Origin of the sequence: Spongiivirga sp. MCCC 1A20706 (genome assembly GCF_046524175.1) — a bacterium.
In the GTDB taxonomy this organism is placed as follows: Bacteria; Bacteroidota; Bacteroidia; order Flavobacteriales; family Flavobacteriaceae; genus Spongiivirga.
This window is the reverse complement of sequence record NZ_JBEFZF010000001.1, coordinates 226,398-252,255: the sequence shown is the minus strand read 5'-3', so window position 1 is coordinate 252,255 and position 25,858 is coordinate 226,398. Positions and strand designations below refer to the sequence as shown.

Annotated in this window: 28 protein-coding genes and 1 other RNA gene; 11 read left to right on the top strand and 18 right to left on the bottom strand. The window is 36.0% G+C overall.

The features are described 5' to 3' along the window. Positions 1 to 58: 58 nt before the first annotated feature. From ABN763_RS01170 to ABN763_RS01150, 5 genes are read right to left on the bottom strand one after another with little or no spacing between them, the layout of a single operon-like run. Positions 59 to 1,075, bottom strand: a complete 1,017-nt coding sequence (locus tag ABN763_RS01170; RefSeq protein WP_410483571.1) for an endonuclease/exonuclease/phosphatase family protein — start codon at positions 1,073 to 1,075, stop codon at positions 59 to 61. Between the two features lie 51 nt (positions 1,076 to 1,126). Continuing rightward, positions 1,127 to 1,969, bottom strand: a complete 843-nt coding sequence (locus ABN763_RS01165; protein WP_410483570.1) for a rhomboid family intramembrane serine protease — start codon at positions 1,967 to 1,969, stop codon at positions 1,127 to 1,129. A 26-nt stretch (positions 1,970 to 1,995) separates the two neighbouring features. After that, positions 1,996 to 2,751, bottom strand: coding sequence for a rhomboid family intramembrane serine protease (locus tag ABN763_RS01160; protein ID WP_410483569.1), 756 nt, complete (start codon positions 2,749 to 2,751; stop codon positions 1,996 to 1,998). After that, positions 2,752 to 4,605: a DNA mismatch repair endonuclease MutL gene (gene mutL, locus ABN763_RS01155; protein ID WP_410483568.1), complete on the bottom strand. Its 1,854-nt coding sequence runs from the start codon at positions 4,603 to 4,605 to the stop codon at positions 2,752 to 2,754. Positions 4,606 to 4,612: 7 nt separating this feature from the next. Then, positions 4,613 to 4,900: a riboflavin synthase subunit beta gene (locus tag ABN763_RS01150; RefSeq protein ID WP_410483567.1), complete on the bottom strand. Its 288-nt coding sequence runs from the start codon at positions 4,898 to 4,900 to the stop codon at positions 4,613 to 4,615. A gap of 179 nt (positions 4,901 to 5,079) precedes the next feature. Between ABN763_RS01150 and ABN763_RS01145 the strand changes: the two genes are divergently transcribed. The 4 genes from ABN763_RS01145 to ABN763_RS01130 all read left to right on the top strand — a co-directional run bounded on the left by ABN763_RS01145 (position 5,080) and on the right by ABN763_RS01130 (position 7,616). Then, a complete protein-coding gene (locus ABN763_RS01145) occupies positions 5,080 to 5,577 on the top strand; it encodes a YdeI/OmpD-associated family protein (RefSeq protein ID WP_410483566.1) in 498 nt (165 codons plus the stop codon). A gap of 64 nt (positions 5,578 to 5,641) precedes the next feature. Then, entirely contained in the window at positions 5,642 to 6,226 is a 585-nt protein-coding gene (locus tag ABN763_RS01140; protein ID WP_410483565.1) for a superoxide dismutase family protein, read from the top strand. A gap of 62 nt (positions 6,227 to 6,288) precedes the next feature. Continuing rightward, positions 6,289 to 6,819 (top strand): RNA polymerase sigma factor, encoded by a 531-nt coding sequence (locus tag ABN763_RS01135; protein ID WP_410483564.1) that lies wholly within the window; start codon positions 6,289 to 6,291, stop codon positions 6,817 to 6,819. Then, positions 6,816 to 7,616 carry an anti-sigma factor domain-containing protein gene (locus ABN763_RS01130; protein ID WP_410483563.1) on the top strand — a complete coding sequence of 267 codons (801 nt, stop codon included), beginning with the start codon at positions 6,816 to 6,818 and terminating at the stop codon, positions 7,614 to 7,616. The genes ABN763_RS01135 and ABN763_RS01130 overlap by 4 nt, the downstream gene beginning before the upstream one ends. 96 nt (positions 7,617 to 7,712) lie before the next feature. Here ABN763_RS01130 and ABN763_RS01125 read toward each other — a convergent pair whose 3' ends face one another. The 3 genes from ABN763_RS01125 to ABN763_RS01115 are packed head-to-tail and all read right to left on the bottom strand — an operon-like array spanning position 7,713 to position 10,306. Then, a complete protein-coding gene (locus tag ABN763_RS01125; protein WP_410483562.1) occupies positions 7,713 to 8,999 on the bottom strand; it encodes a tetratricopeptide repeat protein in 1,287 nt (428 codons plus the stop codon). A gap of 6 nt (positions 9,000 to 9,005) precedes the next feature. Next, positions 9,006 to 9,593: a DUF4331 family protein gene (locus ABN763_RS01120; protein WP_410483561.1), complete on the bottom strand. Its 588-nt coding sequence runs from the start codon at positions 9,591 to 9,593 to the stop codon at positions 9,006 to 9,008. 26 nt (positions 9,594 to 9,619) lie between these two features. Further along, positions 9,620 to 10,306, bottom strand: a complete 687-nt coding sequence (locus ABN763_RS01115; protein WP_410483560.1) for a DUF4331 family protein — start codon at positions 10,304 to 10,306, stop codon at positions 9,620 to 9,622. 165 nt (positions 10,307 to 10,471) lie between these two features. On the opposite strand from ABN763_RS01115, the gene ABN763_RS01110 reads away from it, so the two are divergent. The 3 genes from ABN763_RS01110 (at position 10,472) to ABN763_RS01100 (ending at position 13,453) form a co-directional block, all read left to right on the top strand. Continuing rightward, complete coding sequence (locus ABN763_RS01110) at positions 10,472 to 11,662, top strand: LETM1-related biofilm-associated protein (RefSeq protein WP_410483559.1); 1,191 nt, start codon at positions 10,472 to 10,474, stop codon at positions 11,660 to 11,662. 108 nt (positions 11,663 to 11,770) lie between these two features. Further along, positions 11,771 to 13,162: a dihydrolipoyl dehydrogenase gene (gene lpdA / locus ABN763_RS01105; RefSeq protein WP_410483558.1), complete on the top strand. Its 1,392-nt coding sequence runs from the start codon at positions 11,771 to 11,773 to the stop codon at positions 13,160 to 13,162. Positions 13,163 to 13,171: 9 nt separating this feature from the next. Next, complete coding sequence (locus ABN763_RS01100; protein WP_410483557.1) at positions 13,172 to 13,453, top strand: DUF3817 domain-containing protein; 282 nt, start codon at positions 13,172 to 13,174, stop codon at positions 13,451 to 13,453. Positions 13,454 to 13,461: 8 nt separating this feature from the next. On the opposite strand, the gene ABN763_RS01095 is transcribed toward ABN763_RS01100, so the two are convergent. The 6 genes from ABN763_RS01095 to ABN763_RS01070 all read right to left on the bottom strand — a co-directional run bounded on the left by ABN763_RS01095 (position 13,462) and on the right by ABN763_RS01070 (position 18,376). Then, on the bottom strand, positions 13,462 to 14,823 hold the full coding sequence (locus ABN763_RS01095) for a hypothetical protein (protein WP_410483556.1): 1,362 nt from the start codon (positions 14,821 to 14,823) through the stop codon (positions 13,462 to 13,464). A gap of 43 nt (positions 14,824 to 14,866) precedes the next feature. Then, positions 14,867 to 16,075 (bottom strand): PQQ-dependent sugar dehydrogenase, encoded by a 1,209-nt coding sequence (locus ABN763_RS01090; RefSeq protein ID WP_410483555.1) that lies wholly within the window; start codon positions 16,073 to 16,075, stop codon positions 14,867 to 14,869. A 50-nt stretch (positions 16,076 to 16,125) separates the two neighbouring features. Further along, on the bottom strand, positions 16,126 to 16,542 hold the full coding sequence (gene aroQ / locus ABN763_RS01085) for a type II 3-dehydroquinate dehydratase (RefSeq protein ID WP_410483554.1): 417 nt from the start codon (positions 16,540 to 16,542) through the stop codon (positions 16,126 to 16,128). Between the two features lie 88 nt (positions 16,543 to 16,630). Then, a complete protein-coding gene (locus tag ABN763_RS01080) occupies positions 16,631 to 17,155 on the bottom strand; it encodes a porin family protein (RefSeq protein WP_410483553.1) in 525 nt (174 codons plus the stop codon). Positions 17,156 to 17,178: 23 nt separating this feature from the next. After that, complete coding sequence (locus ABN763_RS01075; RefSeq protein WP_410483552.1) at positions 17,179 to 17,706, bottom strand: outer membrane beta-barrel protein; 528 nt, start codon at positions 17,704 to 17,706, stop codon at positions 17,179 to 17,181. Between the two features lie 124 nt (positions 17,707 to 17,830). Next, positions 17,831 to 18,376 (bottom strand): hypothetical protein, encoded by a 546-nt coding sequence (locus tag ABN763_RS01070; RefSeq protein WP_410483551.1) that lies wholly within the window; start codon positions 18,374 to 18,376, stop codon positions 17,831 to 17,833. Positions 18,377 to 18,568: 192 nt separating this feature from the next. Between ABN763_RS01070 and xerD the strand changes: the two genes are divergently transcribed. The 4 genes from xerD (at position 18,569) to ABN763_RS01050 (ending at position 23,133) form a co-directional block, all read left to right on the top strand. After that, positions 18,569 to 19,483: a site-specific tyrosine recombinase XerD gene (xerD, locus tag ABN763_RS01065; RefSeq protein WP_410483550.1), complete on the top strand. Its 915-nt coding sequence runs from the start codon at positions 18,569 to 18,571 to the stop codon at positions 19,481 to 19,483. Positions 19,484 to 19,572: 89 nt separating this feature from the next. Beyond that, positions 19,573 to 21,267, top strand: a complete 1,695-nt coding sequence (locus ABN763_RS01060) for a glycoside hydrolase family 13 protein (RefSeq protein WP_410483549.1) — start codon at positions 19,573 to 19,575, stop codon at positions 21,265 to 21,267. Next, entirely contained in the window at positions 21,267 to 22,496 is a 1,230-nt protein-coding gene (locus ABN763_RS01055) for a DUF418 domain-containing protein (RefSeq protein WP_410483548.1), read from the top strand. The genes ABN763_RS01060 and ABN763_RS01055 overlap by 1 nt, the downstream gene beginning before the upstream one ends. 235 nt (positions 22,497 to 22,731) lie before the next feature. After that, entirely contained in the window at positions 22,732 to 23,133 is a 402-nt protein-coding gene (locus ABN763_RS01050; RefSeq protein WP_410483547.1) for a hypothetical protein, read from the top strand. 117 nt (positions 23,134 to 23,250) lie between these two features. On the opposite strand, the gene rny is transcribed toward ABN763_RS01050, so the two are convergent. The 4 genes from rny to ABN763_RS01030 form a co-directional block, all read right to left on the bottom strand. Then, positions 23,251 to 24,819, bottom strand: a complete 1,569-nt coding sequence (gene rny / locus ABN763_RS01045) for a ribonuclease Y (protein WP_410483546.1) — start codon at positions 24,817 to 24,819, stop codon at positions 23,251 to 23,253. Between the two features lie 162 nt (positions 24,820 to 24,981). Then, a non-coding RNA gene (ssrS, locus tag ABN763_RS01040) (6S RNA) lies at positions 24,982 to 25,094 on the bottom strand. 59 nt (positions 25,095 to 25,153) lie between these two features. Further along, the gene (locus ABN763_RS01035; protein ID WP_410483545.1) at positions 25,154 to 25,444 is read right to left on the bottom strand and encodes a cell division protein ZapA; all 291 of its coding nucleotides are present in this window, start codon (positions 25,442 to 25,444) and stop codon (positions 25,154 to 25,156) included. 8 nt (positions 25,445 to 25,452) lie between these two features. After that, positions 25,453 to 25,743, bottom strand: a complete 291-nt coding sequence (locus ABN763_RS01030) for a hypothetical protein (protein ID WP_410483544.1) — start codon at positions 25,741 to 25,743, stop codon at positions 25,453 to 25,455. Positions 25,744 to 25,858 lie beyond the last annotated feature (115 nt).

The window sequence follows — 25,858 nt, the reverse complement described above, 5'->3', positions numbered from 1 at the left end:
TAAACACGGTACCTCAGCCCTGCAATTGTGATAAAAAGGTAAGGCTTTTGACTAGAGACTACTCTTTAATAGAAAAACCAGCCATCACCGGATAATGATCAGAATATGGAATTTTAAAACGGTCAAACGCCATGGTTTCGAATGAATCATCGGCAAGAATAAAATCAATACGCACCGGAAAAAACTTAAAATTGAACGTACGGCCAAAACCACTTCCTCGTTTTATAAATGCATCATGTGCATCTTCTGATATTTGCTTGTACACATTAGAATATTGGGTATTATTCAAATCGGTACAGATAATAGTTTTATAAGGAGATGTTTTTCGGTGTTTATTAAATAACTCAATCTGCGTTTGCTGCATCGCAAAGGTATTCCCAATACGGCCGTATAACTTTTTGGAATCTTCTTTCCTGATTTTATCAAGATCAGGAATTACTTTAAGCGATTGTAAATGTACGTTGTAGACACGTATTGTATCATCTGCTTTGACCACATCAACGTAAATTGCATTATTATGGGTATCGGGAAAGTTAACAGAGCCTGCATCGATTATGGGAAATTTCGAATAGATAGCTAAACCTGATGACTTTTTATTGCTATTCAGCTTTTTGTATTTGTATCGATATCCTTCCACATCTTTTCGCCTATGAAACTCTTGCATGCACAGAATACTTGGGTCGCGGTCTGCGATAAAACCGACTAATTTATCCCCAATGCTATCAGCCTTTATCTGCTCAAAATTGTTAAACAAACGTACATTGTAGCTCATTATAGTAAAATCGCTTTCAGAAAAATCAGCATTACCTCCAAAGCGGTATAATGAGGTTACATGTGAAAAGCCTATAAGCAAAACAAATAGTGAGAGCAGCAATTGTTTTTTTAATCGGATCAGCCAATAAATAAAAAACAGCAAATTGATAATAATTAAAATAGGAACCGTAAGACTTAATACCGAAACCGTTGGGAACGTTTTGGGAAACACATATGGTAATACATACGAAAGCAGCAACAACAGTGCAAAGACTGAGTTAAAAATAAACAATAACTTATGTAATAGCCCTAGGTTTTTCAAATTGTTAACTACATACTATATATTGATGCTTCCTAACGATAAATAATAAGTCTAATTATCTTTGCCTGCCTGAAAAAGGAAATCTTTTTCCTGTTTCGTTAAGCTCTCATAACCCGACTTACTTATTTTATCTAGAATAGCATCAATTTTTTGTTGATCGACTGTTTTTGGTTGTTTTTTAGTTGCTTTTTTGGTCTTGGTTTTGTGCACAGTTTTAAGAGGAGTGCGTTTTTTTACCGAAAATAAACTTGTAAAGCTATCCACTAATTTAGAAAACCATTCTCCCGAATCTTTTCCTTTTAGCAAATTTCTTGCTAGGAGAAAACCTAATGCAGCTCCGCCTAGATGAGCAATTGCTCCACCAGAATTGGGCCCAGCAATACCAATAAAATCTTTGATCAATAGAAAAAGACCAATATACCAAAGCTTAATTCCGAAGCTAAAAATTCTAAATTCTTTATTTGGAAGGTAGGTACACACAAAAATCAATATCGCATTAACCCCAGCTGATGCTCCAATCATTTTATTATGCGTTTCAAAAACCGGAAAAAGATTATAACATGCTAAAAAAGCAAAGCCACCTGTTATTACTCCAAGAAAATAGATATTGATAAAACGACGAGCTTCGAAAAGATTAAAAAAGATTCTACTAAAATAGTAGAGTACAATCATGTTCCAGAAAATATGCCAGAAATCTCCATGAAAAAAACTATAGGTTATTAAGGTCCATGGTTTGATAATAAATTCTTTTAAATCAGAGTTGATTTCAAACCAAGAAATAAAATCGGGTAACTCCGCTTTGAAAAGAAAAAAGAAAGTTCTTAAAATTAGCGGGGCAATAAAAATTAACAGATTTACTACTATTAACTTTTCAGCAAGGTTTAGCCGAGCCATTTTATAACGTATGTCTTGCATCAAACTCATCGATCCCAACGATTACGATTAAACTGATTTTTTTTCCAGTACCACATCATTATAAATCCAGCTAAAGCACCTCCTACGTGCGCAAAATAAGCCGTATTACTTGGGCTAAAAATCGACGTCCCAGTTATTCCTGAAAAAAGATCCAATCCAATAATAGCCGGAATAAAATACTTAGCCTTTATAGGAATAGGGAAAAAAATCATCATTAATTCCGCATTGGGGAAGAGCATTCCATATGCTACCAATATTCCCATTATTGCTCCAGAAGCCCCTACCATAGTTGTGTTATATGCTTGAAAAGCGGTCTCCAGCGATTCAGGATTCAAATTCTGTAAAATTGTGGTATTATATTTTCCTTCATTTAATAACATTTGCAATGCATCTTGGCTCATACCAGCTGCTGTTATTGCCTCTACAGCCCCATTGTATGAAACATAGTAAGCTATTAATTGAACGAAAGCGGCTCCTAATCCTGAGGCGATATAGAAAAAAATGAACTTATTCCTTCCAAACATCTGCTCTACCTGTGTACCAAACATCCAAAGAGCGAACATATTAAATAGTATATGCTGTACATTACCATGCATAAACATATGCGTAAATACTTGCCATATTTGAAACTTTTCATTGGCAGGAAAATGCAAAGCAAGTAAATCATATGCTTGCGTTTGAAACATAGGAGTTTGCGAAGCGATAAACACGATCACATTAATGATCAATAAATGTTTTACTGTTTCGGTGATTCTAAACATTTACAAAAACTTTCTTTCTAATTCGTCCATACTAATAGTAATAAAGGCCGGTCTATTGTCAGGAGCCAATGTGGGTTCTTTACAAGCAAATAAATCATTTACCAACGATTCTTGTTCAGTTACACTCAAGCTTACACCAGTTTTGATGGCTGTACTTTTTGCAATTGACTTTGCCATTAAATCCACTTGACTAAAAATAACATCTGGCACTTCGTTTTGAAAATCAGACAATAACTGATCAATAATTAAACGCACTTGGCTTTCCGAAATATTAAATGGTATGCCCGTAATCTCGATGGTATCTTGCTTGATATTGGAAAACACAAACCCCGTATTTTCCAAATTTTCTTTTACCGATTGAATTAATGCCACATCACTAGTAGAAAAATCTAAACATAGCGGAAACAATAGTTGTTGACTAATTCCGCCTTTAACCGTCATTTGCTCTAATAACTTTTCATACAGCACGCGCTGGTGCGCTCTATTCTGGTCAATAATCATCATACCAGATTTGATCTTGCTCACTACGTACTTATTATGTAATTGATAAGTAGTACCCTGCTCATTTTCTTTCTTTTTTTCGAACAATGATCCGGTTACCTCTTCAGATTCCAATTCAATTTCACTAAAATCTATTGGTTGTCCAACGGATTTTGATTCCACGCCAACATATAAACTTTCCCATGAAGCAGTATCATTCTTCTTGTAAGGCATATTTGGAACTACTTTGGACCTTGTTTTTGTATCAGCAAACGGATTAAAGTTAGCGTCCACAGTAATTTTGGGTGTGGTCGGTGTCTTTTGCTGATATGAATATGGCGTATCCATCGTTGAATCGCGATCAAAGTCAAGTACAGGAGCAACATTAAACTGCCCTAAACTATGCTTTACTGCTGATCGCAATATGGCATATAACGCATGCTCATCATCAAACTTAATCTCCGTCTTCGTTGGGTGGATATTGATATCGATACTTTTTGGATCAACTGTCAAATATAAAAAGTAGCTTGGGTGCACCTTATCCTTCAAAAGTCCATCAAACGCATTGTTAATCGCATGATTTAAATACGGGCTTTTTATAAAGCGGTTATTTACAAAAAAGAACTGCTCACCCCTACTCTTTTTAGCATAGTCCGGTTTGCCCACAAAGCCAGTAATTTTGACAATGTCAGTGTCTTCGTCAACTGGAACCAACTTTTCATTAGTCTTTGCACCAAAAACCCCAACGATACGTTGGCGATAATTTGATATTGGTAAATTGAAAAGCTCAGCACCATTATGATACATATTGAATGTAATATCAGGATGTGCACATGCCACCCGTTGAAATTCATCAATGATATGCCGTAGTTCTACCTGATTTGATTTTAAGAAATTTCGTCTAGCTGGAATGTTATAAAAGAGATTTTTTACCGCTATAGAAGTCCCTTTTGGTGCCGCCACCACCTCTTGAGATATTACTTTACTACCCTCAATTTTTATTTGGGTTGCTAATTCTCTTTGCTCTGGTCGTGTTGTCATTTCTACATGTGCAATGGCAGCAATTGAAGCCAATGCTTCTCCACGAAACCCTTTGGTATTTAAACTAAAGAGATCTTCCGCTTGCCTTATCTTCGAAGTAGCATGACGTTCGAAACTCAAGCGCGCATCGGTTTCACTCATACCAATGCCATTATCAACAACCTGAATAAGGGTTTTTCCGGCTTCTTTGATAATGAGCTTTACCAACGATGCCTTTGCATCAATGGCGTTTTCCATCAGCTCTTTTACCACAGAAGCGGGACGTTGTACTACCTCACCTGCTGCAATTTGGTTGGCAACATGGTCGGGCAAAAGCTGAATGATATCTGCCATTAGTTAATTAGTCTGAAAAAATAGATAAATCGAAATCAATAATATATAGAAAGATGAAAAGTAAAATGGCAACAATAATCATGATGCGACGGTTTACCATCGGATCTTGATTATTTAAATCATTCATTGCCCGGTTTACCTTACCTTTTAATGAGTGATCACTGTTGTTATAAAGTTTACTATACTTGGTAAAACGACCATCCATTTTAAAAGGACGATCCTCTCCTTCGTTATCATAATAACGAGGCTCATAGTTGTACTTTTTGTTTTTTCTAAGGTTGCTGAATCTTCCCATAATCTTTGTATTTCAAAATTAACCAAAATCAAAAACAATGCCGAGTCTCAATTCTGAAAATTTGTTAATTCAATCAACAATCGATACCAAAACATTAAAAAAGTCATACGAGCCGATCATATTCTTTGACTGTAAAAAATTAATCTCCAATTCGTAATTTTAACAAGACACAGGTACTAATGAATACAGGCATTTTAAAAAGTAAGCCATTTACAGTTACGTTACATCGAGGATATCTCATAGAAATCCCTTATAATATTGCCATCAAATTTTACGAAAAGGGACATAAACGTGTGCAGTTAATTGCAATCTTTGAAAATAATGAGTTGAAGATTCATGCAGCCTTAAATAAAAGAAAAGATCACTTTTTTATCATGTTTGGTAAAAACAATCAGAAATCCATTGGTGTTAAAAAGGATGATACGTTTGAAGTACAATTAGTTGAAGACACAACAAAGTACGGGGTTGAAATGCCTGAAGAATTAGATGCCGTTTTATTAAGTGATTACGATGCATTTAAAATATTTGAATCTTTGACCATGGGAAAAAAGCGAAGTATAATTTATATGATAAGTCGATTTAAAACCAGCCAAATGAGAATAGATAAATCATTGTTGCTTACTGAAAATCTGAAAAGAGGGATTCGGGATCAACGCGAATTACTTAAACCATTTTAGCAAATGGGTTGTAATTGCCCTATAATCTGTGTAACTTCGTTTGAAACCAAACAAAATATATAACATGAAAAATAAAATTGTTGTATTGTTAGTACTTGCAACGGTTATTTTTAGCTGTAAAAATGCCAAAAAAGAAACAGAAAAAGCCGTTGAAGCTGTCGAGGAAACCGCTGAAGAAATAAATGACGAAGTCAAGGTAGAACAGATCAAGTTTGCATTAGAAGCTAAAAGCGAAAGCAATGCTACAGGAGAAGTTGAATTTGCTGAAGAGGATGGTACAGTAATGATGCGGGCAACTTTGAGTGGATTAACACCGGGCGAACATGCCATCCATATTCATGAAAAAGCAGATTGTTCATCTGCCGATGGTAAATCAACCGGGGGGCATTGGAATCCGACGCACACCCAACACGGTAAGTGGGGAATGGCTGAGGGCTACCATAAAGGTGACATAGGAAATTTTACTGCTAAAGAAGATGGCACTGCTGTCGTAACTTTCGAAACTGATGAATGGTGCATTGGATGCGATGACAATACCAAGAATATTGTTGGTAAAGCCATTATCGTGCACCAAGGAGTAGATGATTTCACTTCGCAACCCAGCGGAGCTGCCGGGGCAAGAGTTAGCTGTGGCGGAATTATTCAATAAAAAAATCTTGAAAGTAGAAGCCACCTCATTTAGGTGGCTTTTGTTATTTTTAGATACTACAAATGCAACCCGACCAACTCATAGCACAATTAAAGAATAAAGACGAAGCCGCATTTGAAAGCTTGTATCAAATGTATGGTGAGAGTTTGTTCGGAGTTATTTATACCATAGTTAAAGATCAAACTTTGGCAGAAGAGTTGTTGCAAGACTCCTTTTTAAAAATTTGGAAAAATGCTAATACATATACCTCAAAAAAGGGGCGCTTTTTTACATGGATATTAAATATTGCAAGGAATACAGCTATAGATGCCTATAGATCGAAATCATACAACGAAAAGAAACAAAACCTAAGTGCTGATAATTTCGTAGATATTATAATTTCCAACGAAGACCTAGGCAGTAAAACCGATGCAATAGGTATCGAGAAGTTCGTACATAAACTTAAAAAGAAATGTATTAAACTAATCGACCTTCTTTATTTTAAAGGCTATACACAAAAAGAAGCCGCTGAAGTAATTGAGATACCTGTTGGTACCGTAAAAACAAGACTTCGTAAATGCTTGAGCGATTTGCGTGAACTGGTAAAAGAATGAATGTAGAAGAATACATATCGTCAGGAATACTAGAGCTTTATGTAGCAGGTACACTCTCACCAGATGAAGTGAACCAACTACATGAGGCCATGGAAAAACATCCTGAACTTGTTCAGGAAATTGAACGTGTAGAAAATGGAATTATAGCATTGACTAAATACAGTGCTCCCACCCTGCCAAAGACTGTTTTATCAAAAATCAAAGCCAAAATTCAACCAGAACAACAAAAGGCAATCCCTTTAACCAAGAAATCTAAAAAGACCAATTGGCCCGCCATTAGCGGATGGGCCGCATCTGCTATTCTCGCAGCAGGATTGGCATATACATATTTAGAAAAACAACAGTTAGCAACTGAATTCGAAGTAGTAAATGAAGAAAAACAAATTCAGGAGAATCAATTGAATGATCGCATTGCTGAAATCGAATCAATGCAAACCCTGCTTGAATTAAGTAGAGATCCCGCCGTAACACAAATTACCTTGGCGGGGCAAACTATCTACTCTGATTCTTATGCCAAAGCATATTGGAAAAAAGATGAGCTTATCGTTTATATCGATGCTATGGGATTACCAGAGCCACCACCTGGTAAAGTATATCAGGTCTGGTCTTTGAAACTAGATCCCTTGACTCCAACAAGTATTGGTTTGTTAGACGATTTCGATCGCAATGAAGAACAAATTTTTGAATTAGCAAATGCTAATAATTCTGAAGCCTTTGGTATTACTTTAGAACCGGAAGGTGGTAGCGATAGTCCTAATCTAGAGCAATTATATGTACTAGGAGCCGTAAGCCCATAATAGTTTCAATATTTCGAGTAAAAACCCCAGCCATTACAACTAGGGTTTTCGCAATCAACCAACCAAAAAAACCAAAAACTAAACTTGAATTAAATGCTACAGCTTTAGTATTTCTTTTTCATAGCTGGGGCCTAATTCAAACGCAGCACCTATGAGTTCCTTTTTTAATTGACTGGCTTTTTCATCTAAATTATTGGCCTTGTATATTTGAGCAATAATTAACTGTGCAGCTGGCTCGTAGGTTTTATTCATTACAAATTCGTTCGCTAATTCCAATGCTTTTTCTTTATCTCCATTTTTTAACGTCGCATAGGCTAAAAGTGCATAAGATGCTGGTGTTGGTCTATTGGCAACCTCTTTTTTTGCTAGTTCTTTTCCTTTTATCGGATTATTGTAATTATCAATTAGCGCAAGTGCATTATGATGATCATACATAACTCCATACTCACTATTGCTGGTTAATTGTTGATAAGCCTCTAGATATGCTATAGATTTTTCATTATTCTGTACCGCTTTCGCTATTTCACTCATTAACAAAAAATGGTCTGGCGCTCTTCTGCCCTTTGTTGCATTTTCCAGCATTGTTAGGGCTTCAGCAGGTTTCTTTTCATGTGAATACAGTATCCAAGCAATTGCCTTTTTTGCGTACATATTATCAGGAGCTATTGCTAATGCCTTTGTATAACAATCGTAGGATTCTTCAATACGACCATCATGACCATAGTAATCTCCTAAATTGGTATACGCCCACAACAAAAGCGACCTGTTATTAGCAGACTTTGCTTTTTTAAGTGCTTTTTCCATATACCGGATTGTTGAAGATAAATCGCCTTTATAGTCACTGTATTTTGCAACTCGTATTAGGTAATTGAAATCTGATAGGTTTCTAAAATTATTCAGATTAACTTCTGCTTTTGAATAATTACCTAGCTCCATGTTTATATCAAATAACACATATTGAAGTGCACTGACCGAAGTCATAGCTTCATAAGGTAATAGCACCTTTTTGGCATCTTTAAATCGATGTTGGGTGATATAGTTTTGTGCCAAAGCAATTGCAAAGGACTCTTTTTTAACAGCTGCTACGTCATAAGCTTTTTCCAAACAGCGCTCAGCATTCTTTAAGTAACCTATGTTGTTTGTTTCTTTAAAAAGTTGATTGTAAACATTAGCAGCACTTGCAAGTGCACTTAGTTGAACACTATCATTTTTAATTTTCTTATTCCAAAAATCAAGCTCCCTATCTAAATTTGATTTTTCAAGTAGCGTTATCTTTTCTTGCGAAAATTTAGTGTAATCTGATGGCGAAACAACCGCCTGCTCTTTCTCCGAACAAGCGGTACAAATAACCATAACAATTATAATTATCAGTGATTTTTTCATTTCATTTTAGTTTGGTCTTTCTACATAAGGGAAGTTAGCTTGCGGGTTTTCTCCACTTGCATCTACGTTATCGCTCACTAGCTCGGGAGTACCATTTTCACCATCAAAACGATTGCCATTTTCACCACCAAATAACAATACTAGTGAAATATCAATGACATCATCAGTTAAGTTACGACCGGTAAGAACATTGGTACCGTCAAAGTAAGTTGTGGGTGAATCAGGTGCTACTTGTAATACGTCTGACGCTAAAACAGTCGTAAGTGTTGCAGCATCCAACCCAAGAATATTATTCTCATATTCTACTCCAAATGCCGCGTGTAATCCATTCAGTTTAGCTTCAAACAGGGATTGAAAATTAGCTCCCATTTCGGAGGGTATTGTTGTATTAAACGCATTTTCCTCTTCAGCAGTGGTCGGAAATACGGTAGCTATACCGGGCCTACCCATTTGATCTTGTTGAACAAAGGTTCCAGAAAAATCCAGTTGTTCTGGTTGCGGTGGTTCAGGATTGTTATCATCATCTTTGTTACAGCTTTGTAAAAGGAATAATCCCATCGCAAGCGCAATCATTTTCATACTTATTGATTTCATTTTCTAAATTTTAAAAGTTGATTTGTTTATTGTTTTCTCTTTGCTTCTGCCCAAACATTAAATACCGGCACACCAGTTCCAGCTGGGTGATCGAAGGTTCCCCCCAATAATGAATTAGGAACTTCAATTATGACTGACAGCACATTTTGATTGGCAAAGTCGTTGGTTCCTGGATTATTAAACCCATTAGGAGCAACTGTTGGACCTTGTATAACCTGATTAAACTGATTGAAATCAAAAAAGAAAGGGTCATCACGCAGTCCGGCAAAATACGATATGCCACTACTGTCAGTCATTGTAAATTCATCATTCATACCGCTAATTTCGACTGAAGTTCTGGCATCAGGATCTAAAACAGTACTGTTCAATCCTGTACTAGTTGGAGTGCCGGGGCCAAAAAAGTACATATTATCACCTCTTGGTACTGCCTGAATCACTCTATCTTCCACAAGGTCACCGTCATTATCAATATTAATTTCGATCATCACATCTTCATCAAAACTGACATTGTTACCTGCAGGTGCCAGAGAGCTCTGCACGCTTACCACAAATACGGTATTATCAGGATTCGCTCCTTCAAATGCATAAATGTCCGTAATGTCTGCTGTAGTACCAGATACTGCCGGTGCCTCAAGATGGTCTGCCGCAACTAACAAGATTAGCCCGGTGAGGACCGCTCCTGTTCCAATTAATTTACTTCGTAAGTTTTTCATGTTTTATTTGTTTTTATTGAATAACAAATACACTTACGGAGTTTTTAGAAATAGGGTTCGGTTTAGGAATGTTAAAAACTGTTAAATCAAAAAAAGCTAAGGAGCACGTGCGAATTTACCTTGTAGTTATAAATTGTATTTTAGCAGTAACCAATCAAATTACCAATGAATCCGTCAGCCGCCGGTTGGATAGATAAATTATTAAAAACCATTGATCTAGAGGTACTGGCCGGTACACCTGAGCTTGTTTATTATAACACTCTTCGTGATTGTGGTTTTATCTATGGAACCAATGCTGCTTGCATTTTTAATATTGAAAGTGAAATTGATCATACTGAAGAAGAGATCACTAAAATCAATCTACTACTTGCTCTTTTTTATCAGTACTTTCAATCTATTGACAAGGGAAATCCAGAAGATGGTATTCAATCTATTCTCAAATACTTTGACACGCTTGGTGCCAGAAAGTTCTCTTTTCTAGATAAGGTATTGGTTGGTAAACAGCCTAGTTCACAGCTGGAAAAAATTATTCATAACCGTATCCAGGCTAATAAAAATATTTTTACTAAAAACTTCAGCAATATCATTACCAACGCGTTGCTATTTGTTGATGTTTTAACGTATAAACAATATTTAGATGGACACTTAGATGTATCAATCTATGCTGAACGTCTAGAACAGGTAATTACGAGTGTGGTATTAGATGCCTTAAATTCAAAAGCTAAAAAAACTGATTATGATGAACTTCTTGTAAAGTTAGTTGAATCTTCCTTACGTTTTCATGAACGCTCCAATAATGATTCGAACATCAATTATTTAAGCCTGCTTAAAGGATATAGTATTTTTTGTGAGAAGAGCTATATCTTCGATTTGGCATGTATGGCAGTTTGGGATGATAAGGTTTTAGATGCTAAAGAAGAGCATCACATTTGGAAATTAAGAGAAGAATTGAACCTAGAAGAAAATGAAGCAGTTATTGCTATCACTTCCGCGATTCATTTTATTGAAAATAACAAGGATAAAATTTCATTTTTTAATCATAGTAATCCTGTAAAACACTTCTATGATCAATCATCCAAAACAGTCAGTGTTCTTATTTTAAGAAATAGGCGTCGTCTTGTAAAAGAAATAAAACAGAGCCAAGAATTGTTATCACTTCTAGGAAAATCGACCGTTAAAAACCTGACAGAAAAAGAAAAACAAAAAGTAAAAGAACAACTTCTTGATATTTGCAAAACGGTTCCTTCACTTGCAATTTTTGCACTTCCAGGTGGTGCAGTTTTACTTCCTATACTTATTAAGTTTATTCCCAAATTGTTACCCAGTGCATTTGATGAAAATCGCGTAGAGCGCTAATTAAGTCTATCACATTTTTAAAGCTTTTCCTGTTAATTTTCAGTTCATAATTCCTATTGTATTTCGTAATTTCGTGGCGGAAAAATTTATGACCAAAGAATCTGCATTATGAGCAAATACGATATTATTGTTTTAGGGAGTGGTCCTGGAGGATATGTAACCGCAATTAGAGCTTCACAGCTTGGGTTTAAAACAGCTGTAGTAGAAAAGGAAAGCCTTGGAGGCATTTGTTTAAATTGGGGATGTATACCGACCAAGGCCTTATTAAAAAGTGCCCAGGTATTTGAATATTTGAAACATGCGGAAGATTATGGTCTTAAAGTAAAAGATGCTGACAAGGATTTTGACGCTGTGGTCAACAGAAGCCGAAATGTCGCTGATGGAATGAGTAAAGGTGTTCAGTTCTTGATGAAGAAAAATAAGATTGATGTTATTTCTGGTTTTGGAAAAGTAAAGGTTGGTAAAAAAGTGGAAGTCACCGATGAAAAAGGTAATAAAACTGATTACAGCGCCGATCATATCATCATAGCAACAGGGGCACGGGCAAGAGAATTGCCTAGCTTACCAATTGATGGTAAAAAAGTAATTGAATACCGCAAGGCAATGTCTTTGGAAAAACAACCAAAGAAAATGATTATAGTAGGTTCTGGTGCCATTGGAGTTGAGTTTGGACATTTTTATAATGCCATGGGCACCGAAGTAACTATTGTCGAGTATTTGCCGCACTTAGTACCTGTTGAAGATGAAGATATATCGAAGCAATTTGAGCGCTCATTTAAAAAGGCGGGAATTAAAGTAATGACCAATTCTGAAGTATTATCAGTAGATACCTCGGGAAAAGGAGTAAGAGCAACGGTAAAAACCAAAAAAGGTGAAGAGGTATTAGAGGCTGATGTGCTGTTGTCTGCAGTTGGTATTAAAACCAATATTGAAAATATAGGTCTGGAAGATTTAGGCATCTCGGTTGATAGAGATCGTATTGTGGTAAACGATTTTTACCAAACCAATATTCCTGGTTATTATGCAATAGGCGACGTTACCCCAGGTCCGGCTTTAGCACATGTTGCATCGGCTGAAGGTATTACTTGTGTTGAAAAAATTGCCGGAATGCATGTAGAGCCAATCGACTACGGGAATATTCCGGGTTGTACGTACGCTACTCCCGAAATTGCCAGTGTTGGCCTAACTGAAAAGCAAGCTAAAGAAAAGGGTTACGATTTAAAGGTTGGTAAATTCCCATTTTCAGCTTCAGGAAAAGCCAAAGCTGCCGGTACACCAGACGGATTTGTCAAGGTGATTTTTGATGCCAAGTACGGGGAATGGTTAGGTTGTCATATGATTGGTGCTGGTGTTACCGATATGATAGCAGAAGCGGTTTTAGGTCGCAAGCTTGAGACCACAGGGCATGAAGTTTTAAAAGCAATTCATCCGCACCCGACAATGAGCGAAGCGGTAATGGAAGCAGTTGCTGATGCCTATGACGAAGTTATTCACCTTTAAACAACGTATTTGCTTAAAACATTTCGGATTACAGCGATTTTAGAAGGTATCTCCTATCTATTACTTTTTGGTGTTACCATGCCGTTAAAGTACTTGGCGAGCATGCCAAAACCTAACATTATTGTTGGTTATATTCACGGTTTTTTATTTATGGCTTTTGTAGTACTTGCTGCAATAGTTTGCTATGAAAGACGCTGGGGAATTAAACGATTCATAATTTTTTTCATCGCTTCGCTCCTACCGTTTGGCACTTTCTATATCGATAAAAAATATTTAAGAGCGGTTGCTTAGTAAGGACGTTAACGTTCTAACATGTTAGCGTTGATCTTACTGAGCTGTTGTTTTACCAGTTTCTTCTTTATGTAGCTGTTGTATCCTATTTTAAATAATATCCAAAAAGTGTAAAGCAAAACTACTGCACAAACCAATAAAGTAATTGAGTTGTTAATAACACTATTCTTTAGGACTTTCCATCTATCTGCATCAAGAAACTCTTCTTGCTTCGGAAGGTAATATCCCATTACTGTTTGCGGTTTTTCTAAGCTACTTTTTATATTGTAGCTTTCATCATCAACTTCGTCAATTATTTTTTCGTTTAGCTTTGCAATGAAGGAGGAAGGTTTTAATTCAGCTAGCACTTTTTCCATTCGCAGCGCCTTTAATTTTCTTTTTTCATAATCCTTTGAAAGCTGATCAAATGCAATCTGAATAGCTCGATTTCTGGTTATAGAATCAAGTTCCTCAGAATAAATAGTGTTTTTAATATACGAATTATCTAAGTTTTTGATAAAGGTCTCTTTGTCGGGTTTTATAATGTACTGACTTGGCACTAAAAAACGATAATACATATTAGAAGAAGGATGATTATAAATGCGATCGCGTTCTTTTTTGCTAATCAATAAATATTCGCCAGAGAAATCAGTTGGTCTTTTGAAGCGAAACACCCAACCATTATTCACCTTAACATGAGTTGGTTTTGTAAGTTGCGAAACCGATTCTGCGTTTGTCATAACTATTGGTGTTTCTTCTGAAACATGTAAAACATCACTAAGTGATATCGGCATGTCGAAATCAACATTAAAACTCAAAAATAGTAATGCGAAGAATGAACAAAACACAGCTACTATTTCTAAAAAAAAGTAAGATTTTGCTTTTTGTAATCCATGTTGCAATTCATATTCTAATGAAATCTCATTGTTAATACTTATGACCCTCACAAGTGCCTGGGTATTCATGGCTACCGCCCCTTTTTGGACAATATACTCGTAAGTAACTGGTGTTTTTTGGTTTTTAAGATAAGTCCGCCAATGCCAAGGTATTTTAACTTTCACACCATTAATGGTATCATAATAGGCTCCATTTTTACCATAAGATTCATAGATACGCTTATATATTCCTTCATCATTATACACAATTGGATTAATCTGATAATTCTTATATCCTTTATAGAACCAATGTAAACTTCCTACAAGTACTAATAAAATCCCAACCGCGCCATTTATAATAATATTGTTATGTTTTTCGAAATAGAGTGCCAATCCGAATGACAGCACGAAAATGAATAGTATAAGAAAGGTCCAAAAAAGAAAAACACGCCCTTTACGGATTCTACTTTTAATATAGTCAAGCTCATGATTAGTGAGTATCCGTGTTTCAATCATGTAGAATAATCAAAAATAATTTTCGATCAGAAAGTTAAAATATTTAATCTGTACGCTCCTGAATTCGGTATATTTTTCCGTTAAAAGAGCAAACATAAAGTTCCTGATTATCGTCAGTCCCAAACGAAGCAATTGGTAATCCTGATTCGATGAGTAATGTATTATTGTTTCCATCATTATCAAGCGACCAGATGCGACCACTAGCAAAGTCTCCATAAATGTATTTTCCAATTAAGGCCTCGTTAGCTGTACCGCGATAAACATAACCGCCAGTAATCGATCGATCTCCTTGAGAGCGACCATAAACGTGAACTGGTGCGATTAGATTGGTATCATCACAATTGCCCGAAAAGCATGAAGTACCTTCAAAAAGCTTCCAACCGTAGTTGCCACCCGAAATTACTTTATCAACTTCTTCTAATTCTCCCTGCCCAACATCGCCGGTCCATAAATCACCTGTTGCGGTATCAAAACTCATACGCCAAGGATTGCGAAATCCATATGCGAAAATTTCTTCTTTCACCAGTTCCTCGCCAATAAATGGATTCGTTGTTGGAATGGCATAGTTCAATCCATCTTGTACATTATCAACGTCAATTCTTAAAATGTTACCAAGCCAAGTAGATCGATCCTGGCCATTATTATCAGGGTCGCCTCCACTGCCACCATCACCTAATGCTATATATAAAAAGCCATCGGGACCAAAAGCTACTTGACCACCATTATGATTGTTAAATGGCTGGGGAATCGTCATTAAAACTGTTTCGCTAAAAGAATCTGCCATATCAGCATCTGCATCAGAAACTTTAAATCTCGCAATTACTGTTTGATCGTCAGTAGGATTGTAATTCACATAGAAAAATCCGTTCGTTGCAAAATCAGGGTGAAAAGCTAATCCCAATAATCCTTGCTCGCTTACGGTAGAAATTCTAGCTGAAAGATCTAGGAAAGTACTTTTTCTAAAGGATGCTAAGTTATTGTCAAAAACCTGAATTCGTCCAGTTTTTTCAACTACAAAAATTCGGTTAGTGCCATCGTTTGGCGATTGCAAATCGACAGGCTGATCGAAAGAAAGTTCCGGAAAAGCATTAAACAATTCCAAGGTCACACTGTCATTGCCATTACCATCTCCATCATTACTATCCCCATCTTCGCCCATATCATCAGCATTGGTTACTGATGGTGAATCATCGGAAGCACACCCAATAAAAAATAAGGCAGTACTTAGTAATAATAATCGTAACATTTTCATAGCTTTTGGTTTTAATATGTACGAGTTTTTCTCGATAAATAGATTACCTACTAGCTTCGTAAGCTCTCTAAAGCAAGATCATAGCCGAGCAAACCGAAACCAAAAATGCATCCTTTAGCGTTTGGAGAAATATAAGATTGGTGTCTAAAGTCTTCACGCTGCATGATGTTTGATATATGTACCTCGACTACTGGTGTTTCAATTGCTTTTACGGCATCACCTAAACCAATTGATGTATGTGTATAAGCGCCCGCATTCAATATAATGCCATCATATGAGAATCCTACTTCATGTAGTTTATTAATAAGCTCGCCTTCTACATTTGATTGATAGTACCATAATTCGCAATCTGAGAAACGATTTTGTAAGTCTTCAAAATATGCTTCAAAAGTTTGACTACCATACACTTCAGGTTCTCGCTTACCAAGAAGATTCAAGTTTGGTCCGTTAATGATGATAATCTTCATCTCAATAAAATTTAAAACGAAATTACTAAAAAAGGTGAAAGCAATGCTTTCACCTTGATATCTATTTTATGATGTTTCCTTTTTACTTTTAAAAGAAATTAAACCCTACTGATAATTGAAAAACAGCATTTTTTGGAGCTCCAGTTCCTTCAGCAACATCAGTTAACCCAAAATTATATCGTGCTTGAGCAAAGAACTTTAATATTTTGAGCTCTAGACCAGCAGCGCCACCAAGATCAAATGTTTTAGGATCGTTAATATTATCTTCGGCGATGTTAAAGCCAAATTGTGGTCCTACATGCAAGCTTAAAGATTTCACCAACTTTATATCCGCCATAACTGGAATATTAATATAGTCAAGCTTAAGATCGTCAGAACCTAGTTTCGCACCTTGAGAAGAATATATTGCTTCCGGTTGGATAGCAAAATTATCAGAAAGTCTAGCTTCAAGAACTACCCCTATATGATAACTCGTTCTGCTATCAACATCTATATCACCGCCATTGAGGTCCGCAAAATTAAGTCCCCCTTTTACGCCAAAATGTAAGCCTTGAGCGAAAGACACTGAACTTAAGCCTACTAGTAAAAATACTGTTACAAGTAATTTTTTCATAATTAATGTGTTTTTGATTTGATTTAAAAATTGTAGCCAATACCAATGTTAAGGCTATTGTTTTTTAGTGAGAATTGATCTTCCTTAGATCGATCTGTAATCTGAACGGCATATCTAGCTTGTACCATAAATTTACGTGTAATATTGAACGCTATACCCCCAACACCATCGACTGCAAATTGGGTGAAATTTTCATTTAAAGCATCTTCTAAACTATAATTAGCTTGTGGTCCTAATAACAAAGATAGTTTCGGTAGAATACCGATTCTTGCTTGTATCGGCACCATGATAAAACCTTCACTATTCGCATTACCATATAATACTTCTCCCTGAATGCCAAATTTGTTACTAATTGATAATTGGACCATAGGTCCTAAATAAAAGCCTGTAAAATTATCTTTATCGGTAAGGCCTGTCCCCCGAATTCCTTCGGAGGTAGTTGCAACATTAAGAACACCTGAACTAATACCGAACTGAATTTTTTTAAGTTTTTTTTGGGCAGAAACGCTACATATAGCGCATAATGTACCCAAAAGAAGTAACTTTTTCATTATGTAAGATTTGGTTAGAATTATTCGCTTGTTAAACGATGGTTTTAACCCTTTAGTACAAAAAATGGGTAAAACGATAAAAAAAGAGGCCAAAGCCTCTTTTTACCATCTTTCTATAAGAACATCAGAAATGAAGTGCGAAACCTACACGGAACTCAAATAATCCTTCATCAGTAACATCCTCATTTAAACTTAAATTATAGCGTAAACCTGGTTCGATACTTACCATATCTCCCAAGAAAATAGCATAGCCACCTTGCAGTCCTAACCATAACGGATTATTGTCCGCATCTTTAATGCTAGAACCCGTTAAATCCACCTGAACCGGAATCATACTGTTAATGTAGTACTTACCCCCCACTTTATAAGTAAGGCCGCTAGTATTACCATCAGAATCAAAATATCCCAAACCGAGTTTTACCGCAAGATCATCTGCTACAAAATAACCAGCCTCACCACCGATGGCCCAACTGGTATTACCATCAAACGAAGTCAACCCGAATGAAGTGTTAGCCGAATGAGCTAAAGGGCCACCGCCGCCGCCAAAACCCGTATTGGCCTCAACCAGCCATGAACCTTGAGCTGTTTGCCCTCCACTTGAATCATCTTGAGCAGTCATCGAAAATGTCACACCTGCAATGGCAAGCATAGATAAAATTAATTTTTTCATGATATAGTGTTTAAAAATTTAGTTATTCTAAATTCACTGTAATATTTGTTGTAAACAACTAATTATGAAAACATTAACGTATTTTAACAATGAAAGTTCTGAAAATATCCTTCGGCAATTTCTTAAGTAGTGGGGAAAATTCAAATTGTTGCAATCATGTTTAAATCATAGGTTATTTTATATTTTTATCGTATGAAGTGGCAACAAGCACTTAAAGACTATTGTTCTTACCTCAAGATCGAAAGAGGATTATCTGATAACTCTATTTCGAACTATAAACTTGACATTCTAAAACTAATTGGTTATTTGGAAAACCATTCTTTAAAAGTCTCTCCTTTAGAAATTAAAGAAAACATCATTCAGCAATTTATTTATGAAGTTGCAAAAGTGGTTCAACCAAAGAGCCAGGCTCGACTGATTTCCGGACTAAAAAGTTTTTTTAATTATCTCATTTTTGAAGATTACCGTAAGGACAATCCTTTAGAACTTGTCGAAAGCCCAAAAACCGGGAGAAAACTTCCAGATACTTTATCTAAAGCAGAAATTGATCTTTTGGTAAGTTTAGTAGACCTAAGTAAACCCGAAGGAACTAGAAACTATGCCATTATTGAAACCTTATATGGTTGCGGATTACGAGTTTCAGAGCTGATTAATCTAAAACTATCGGACCTTTTTTTTGCTGAAGGTTTCATAAAAGTTACAGGAAAAGGTAACAAACAGCGCTTTGTACCTATTGCGGTCTATACACAAAAGTACATTAGCATTTATCAAAATGAAATAAGAAATCATCTGAACATTAAACCAGGGCATGAAGATTTTCTGTTTCTTAGTCGCCGTGGAACGAGACTTACTAGGGCAATGATTTTCACCATAATTAAGCGATTAACAGAACAGAGTGGAATACAAAAAAATGTGAGCCCACATACCTTACGACATTCTTTTGCCACCCATTTATTAGAGGGCGGGGCTGACTTAAGAGCAATACAACTGATGCTCGGTCATGAAAGTATTACTACCACAGAGATTTATATGCATGTTGACAAAAGTCATTTAACTAAGGTTGTTGAAAAGTTTCATCCTAGAAACATTAACAACGAAAACGTTTAAGTAATTCAAACAAATAGTTTTCGCCTTAACTATATATAATGTACTCATCCTTATATTATTTTTAAGGTAATACTATAAGCATTACAAGCATGGTTCAATCAGGAAATTGGTGGAAAGAAGGTATTGTTTACCAAATATATCCCAGAAGTTTTAACGATACCACAGGAAATGGTGTTGGAGATATACGTGGTATTATTGAAAAACTAGACTATATAAAAAGTATAGGGGTTAATATTATTTGGCTGAATCCCGTTTACGAATCACCAAATGATGACAATGGGTATGATATAAGTGATTATCAAAATATCATGAGTGAGTTTGGTACGATGGATGATTTTGATGAATTACTAGCAGGTTTGCATGCTCGTGGATTAAAATTAGTAATGGACCTTGTTGTCAATCACAGCAGCGACGAGCATGAATGGTTTCAACAATCAAAAAGTTCAAGAGAGAACAAATACCGTGATTATTACCATTGGTGGCCGGCTGAAAAAGGTATTCCCCCTAAAAGATGGAGCTATTTTGACGTTGAAAGCAACGCATGGAAATATGACGAGCAAACCGATGCTTACTATCTTCATTACTTTTCGGTAAAGCAGCCAGATCTGAAATGGGAAAATCCTGATATGAGAAATGATGTCTATACCATGATGAAATTTTGGTTCGACAAAGGTGTAGATGGTTTTAGAATGGATGTGATCCCTTTCATATCAAAAGATACTACCTACCCTGAGCTTGCTGCAGATGCTAAACCGGAAGACTTTGTGGCCTTTTATGCAAACGGACCTAAACTGCATACTTATTTAAAAGAAATGAATGACGAAGTTCTTTCTAAATATGATGTAATGACTGTTGGCGAAGCCCCGGGAATTGCTGTTGAAAATGCTCTTGACTTCGTCGATGAAGAAAGAAAGGAACTCAATATGTTCTTTCATTTTGATCTCATGTCGCTAGATCGTGATCCTGATGAAGTGTTTACGATGAACAAAAACGGATGGAAATTAAGTGAGTTTAAAAAAATTCATACCATATGGGATCAAGCCTTTGCCAATAAAGGATGGGGAAGTATGTATTTAAGTAATCACGATTTTCCTAGAAGTGTTAGCAGATGGGGAAATGATCATCCGGATTTTTGGAGAAATTCTGCCACATTATTACATACTTTTCTACTAACTATGCGTGGTACTCCTTATTTTTATTTTGGTGATGAAATTGGCATGACTAACATACGTTTCGAAAGTATTGAAGAATACCGTGATATCAATACTATTAATAAGTACAAACAGCTCAAAAGTCAAGGAAAAGACTTAGAAGCATTTATCGAAAATGAAAAAGAAGCAGCCAGGGATAACGCGCGTACCCCCATGCAATGGGATGAAACTGAGTACGCAGGCTTTTCAACCAGTAAACCTTGGATTCAGATAAATAAGAACTATTTAAACGGAGTCTCGGTTAGTACCCAAGAAAAAGATCCATATTCTGTACTCAATTATTTTAAACAAATGACGGCGGTTCGAAAGGCGAATAAGGCATTAATTTATGGTGAATACCAAATAATTGATGAAACCCATGAACAGATCTATGCTTATACTCGAACCTTAAATGATGAGCGCTTTTTAGTTTTACTTAATTTCTCTACAGAAAGCTCTGTTTTTACATTGCCGTCAAGTGTAAACTATAATGCGACAAAACTGATTATTTCAAACGACCGTGTTAAAGACGACAAAACCTATAAAGAGTTTTTATTATTGCCATATCAAGCATTAGTTTATAAATTGTTATAATGAAAAGTGTGAACACTAAAAGAATTCAATCAATTGATGCGCTAAGGGGATTTGCCTTAGCAGGAATTGTTTTGGTGCACATGGTTGAAAATTACATTGGAGGCCCCATACCGCCAGAAGCAGCTCAAGGAATGAGTCAAGGCATTTTAGATGACATAGTATCCGGATTCCTAGGCTTTTTTTTTATAGGCAAGTTTTTTGCTTTATTCTCCTTTTTATTTGGGCTCAGTTTTTTTATTCAAATGGATAATGCGGCTAAAAAAAATCAGAAATTTGGTGGACGCTTTTTATGGAGACTTGTAATTCTATTCGTTATTGGCTACACGCACCATCTCTTTTATAGAGGTGATATTCTAACGGTTTATGCAACGTTTGGAATGGTACTGATACCCTTCTATAATATGTCGAGCAGATGGATTTTAATAAGTGCTTTCGTTATCTTTTTAGGAGTTTTTAGATTTGGAATTTATGCGATCAATGGTGCCGATAGCATTTTTTCTGGCATCAATCTAAGTCCTGAAATCCCTGAAGTAGCTCTGTATTTTGAGACCATTAAGAATGGAAGCATTTTTGAAGTTTTTAAATTAAATGCAGTACAAGGGCAGTTAATGAAACTAGATTTTCAACTAGGAGTTTTTGGTAGAGGGTACAATACTTTTGGTTTTTTCTTACTGGGGTTATTTGCAGGTAAAATCGGACTGTTTAATAATCTACATGCATTTAAATCAAAAATGAAAAAATGGCTTATCCGATCGAGTATTATACTAGGTGGTTTAGTTGTAACTGTCTTGATAATTACAGTAATCTTTTTCAGGTCTCAAAATGGTGATTCTTCGCAACAAGCAGGCTTAGACTCTTGGGGCGCAATGGTGGGCATCACCCTGTACGATATTGTTAACATCTTACTTACGCTAATTATCATATTCAGCTTTTGCTTGCTCTTTTTGAAACCTAAGAGTCAACGCTTTTTTCTAAAATTTTCTTCTTATGGCAGAATGGCACTTTCTAATTATGTGCTTCAAAGCATCATTGGCACCTTTCTTTTATACGGGTGGGGGCTTGGATATCTTGGTGATCTTCGAAACATCTATACATTTTTAATTGCTATAGTAATTATCATTCTTCAAATACTAGCAAGCAATTTTTGGTTAAAGCATTTTCACTTCGGGCCGCTGGAATGGCTATGGAGAAGCTTAACCTATTTCAAACGGATTCCGCTTAAAAAATAGGGCACCTAATTATTGATAACTACAAGCACCAACTAACTATTAATCAACAAAATAGTAGATATCGGTATTTTTTTACAATTAAATGGTAGAACACACCAAAACTATTGTGCACACATCATACAATTGTATATTTGTCGTGTATTTAAGTAGTTAATCGATATTCTAGTATCAAAAGGGGCATTTTTGATCTTGAGTACAATCATTGAATTGTCAAATAATTTTAAAAAAACGTCCTATGATTACAGAAGAAATTTCATTAGAAAAAATCGTTGATTCAGTCCCAGGAGTTGTATTTCAATTTGAAATGTGCAAAAGCGGAATAACAAGATTCCCATTTGTTAGTAAAGGCTTTGACAACATATTCGAAGTAGCTGCTGATCAGTTTAAAGAAGATGCCAGCTTGGCACTTTCAAGAATTCATACTGAAGATTATCAGTCTTTAATGTACAATATGTTTAATTGTTACGAAAATGGGACGACGTTCTCTCAAACATTTCGAATAGTCTCTTCGGTTACTAATAAAACAATTTGGTTAAAGGTGAGTGCCATTCCAGAGCTACACGATCCAAAATGTGCAGTGTGGTATGGCTATATGAGTGATATTACCCAAGAAATCGAAGTACAAACTTTTAACTAGATCGATAACACATATATGATATTAATCGTTTGTTACTACCCTATTAGTAACAGCTCCCCCTAAAACGAAGAAAGTCCACATTGTATAATGTGGACTTTCACTTTATCAACATCTATTCTATTTTGCTATGTTAACAGCTCTTGTTTCGCGTATAACTGTTACTTTCACCTGACCCGGATACGTCATATCTGTCTGTATTTTTTGCGAGATATTAAATGACAATTCAGAAGCCTGATCATCATTTACCTTTTCACTTTCTACAATAACACGTAACTCTCTACCTGCCTGAATCGCATATGCTTTCTTTACACCAGTAAATCCGAAAGCGACGTCTTCTAGATCTTTTAAGCGTTGAATGTAGCTATCCAACACCTGGCGTCTTGCTCCTGGTCTGGCGCCAGAAATAGCATCGCAAACCTGTACAATTGGCGAAATAAGATTAGTCATTTCAATCTCATCATGGTGTGCTCCTATGGCATTACAAACATCCGGTTTCTCACCATGTTTCTCTGCCCACTGCATTCCTAAAATAGCATGTGGAAGTTCCGTTTCTGTTTCCGGTACTTTACCAATATCATGAAGTAGGCCTGCCCTTTTAGCCAATTTCGGATTCAACCCTAGTTCAGCCGCCATTACACCGGATAACTTTGCGACCTCGCGAGAGTGTTGTAATAAGTTCTGTCCATATGAAGAGCGATATTTCATTCGACCTACAGCCTTTATCAACTCAGGGTGTAAACCATGAATACCGAGATCAATAACGGTGCGTTTACCAACTTCTATAATCTCTTCCTCGATTTGCTTTTTTGTCTTTCGAACCACCTCTTCAATACGTGCCGGATGAATACGACCATCGGTCACTAATTTATGTAACGATAAACGTGCAATCTCTCTTCGCACAGAATCGAAACAGGAAAGAATAATTGCTTCAGGGGTATCATCAACAATAATTTCAACCCCAGTGGCACTTTCAATAGCCCGAATATTTCGACCTTCACGCCCAATAATTCGCCCTTTAACGTCATCAGACTCTAAATTAAAAACAGACACACAATTTTCAATAGCTTCTTCTGTACCAATACGTTGAATACTGTTAATGATTACCTTTTTAGCTTCTTGTTGCGCAGTAAGTTTGGCTTCTTCCATACGTTCTTGTATGAAAGCCATTGCATCACTCTTTGCCTCCGCTTTAACAGCTTCTATCAGTTGTTCCTTCGCTTCTTCAGCAGATAAGCTAGAAATTACCTCAAGTTGGTTTACTTGGCTTTTATGTAATTTATCAACTTCTGCCTGCTTTTTCTCTAGATAATCAATACGGTAATCGTAATCTTTTTTCTTTTCTTCTAAAGTGGCATTTAGCTTTTTATTCTTAGAGAGTTCATTTGATATTTGTGACTCTTTATCTCGAGTTCGTTTTTCAGCCTCAGCCATTTTCTTATCTCGAGAAACGATTACTTTTTCATGCTCAGCTTTAAGCTCTATAAACTTCTCTTTCGCTTGAAGAATTTTATCTTTTTTAATACCGTCAGCATCTACTTTTGCCGCTTTTAATATTGTTTCTGCTTCTTTTTTTGCATTGCCAATTACTTTTGATGCTTTACCCTTTTCAAGGCTTTTCGCAATCACAAATCCAATAATTAATCCTACTATTACGCCTACTACAATGAGCAATGTCGTATTATCCATATCATCTATATATTTAATTGATGGTTATGTGAACCATCTTTTAATAACAGCCGTCAACGACGACTTTCTCACCTTAATTATGGCTTTTACAAGCCACTTACTAAATAATATAACCTTTTAAAAAAGGCATAAAAAAAGCCTACACTAACATGAGTTTTGTATAAACTCCTAAAAACAAGTTTAGGGCTAACAAGCTGCTCAAGAATCCGTAATCCCAAGGGAACGGCGCGCTTTTACAACTTCAACTCACCCTTTTTAAAGTGTTAACGTTGAGTTTACCAAAAAATAGTATTAGTGTAGGCGGTAACTTAATATTATGTAAAGAACGTTGTATCTAGCTAAGATGCTTTTGCAACAAGGTGTTTAGCGCTTTTAAGCGGTCATTCACTTCCGTATTTTGATTCTCAGAAGTAATTGACTTTTGCTCTACTTGAGCTGCAAATTGCAAGGCCGCCATGGCCAACACATCCTGCTTATCACGTACAGCATAGTTTTCTTCATAACGCTTGATCATTGCCTCTATACTTTTAGCTGCTTTACGCAAGCCTTCTTCCTGTTCCGGGTTGATCGTTAAGGGATACACCCTATCTGCAATCGACAATTTGATCTTAAGCTTGTTGCTCATTCATTTAATTATTCAGAAAGTTGAACAATACACTGGTCAATTTCCCGAATTAGCGTATTTATTTTCAGCTTAGCTTCTCTTTTCTCGGTTTCACCGCCAAGCATAGAATTAGCCATTTTCAAAGATTGGTACTTTTCTTCCCAATCGTCTATCGCCAATTGCAATTCAGAACTTTTATTTTCTGAAACTATTAGATCTTTAGTTAGTTTAGCATTAGCTTTCTTTAAAACTTCAAGCTTGTGAAGTAATTTACTAATTCTATTTTCTAGAGAATCAACAATTTGCGATATGTCATTCATTGGCTATAGTGCTCTATGCTACTATAACAAAGTTAACATACCTGTTGTATTCGACCAACTGTTTTTGCCAAAAAGTTTCGGTTTAACTTTTTGGCATTGTTAATTTCTTAGTTAA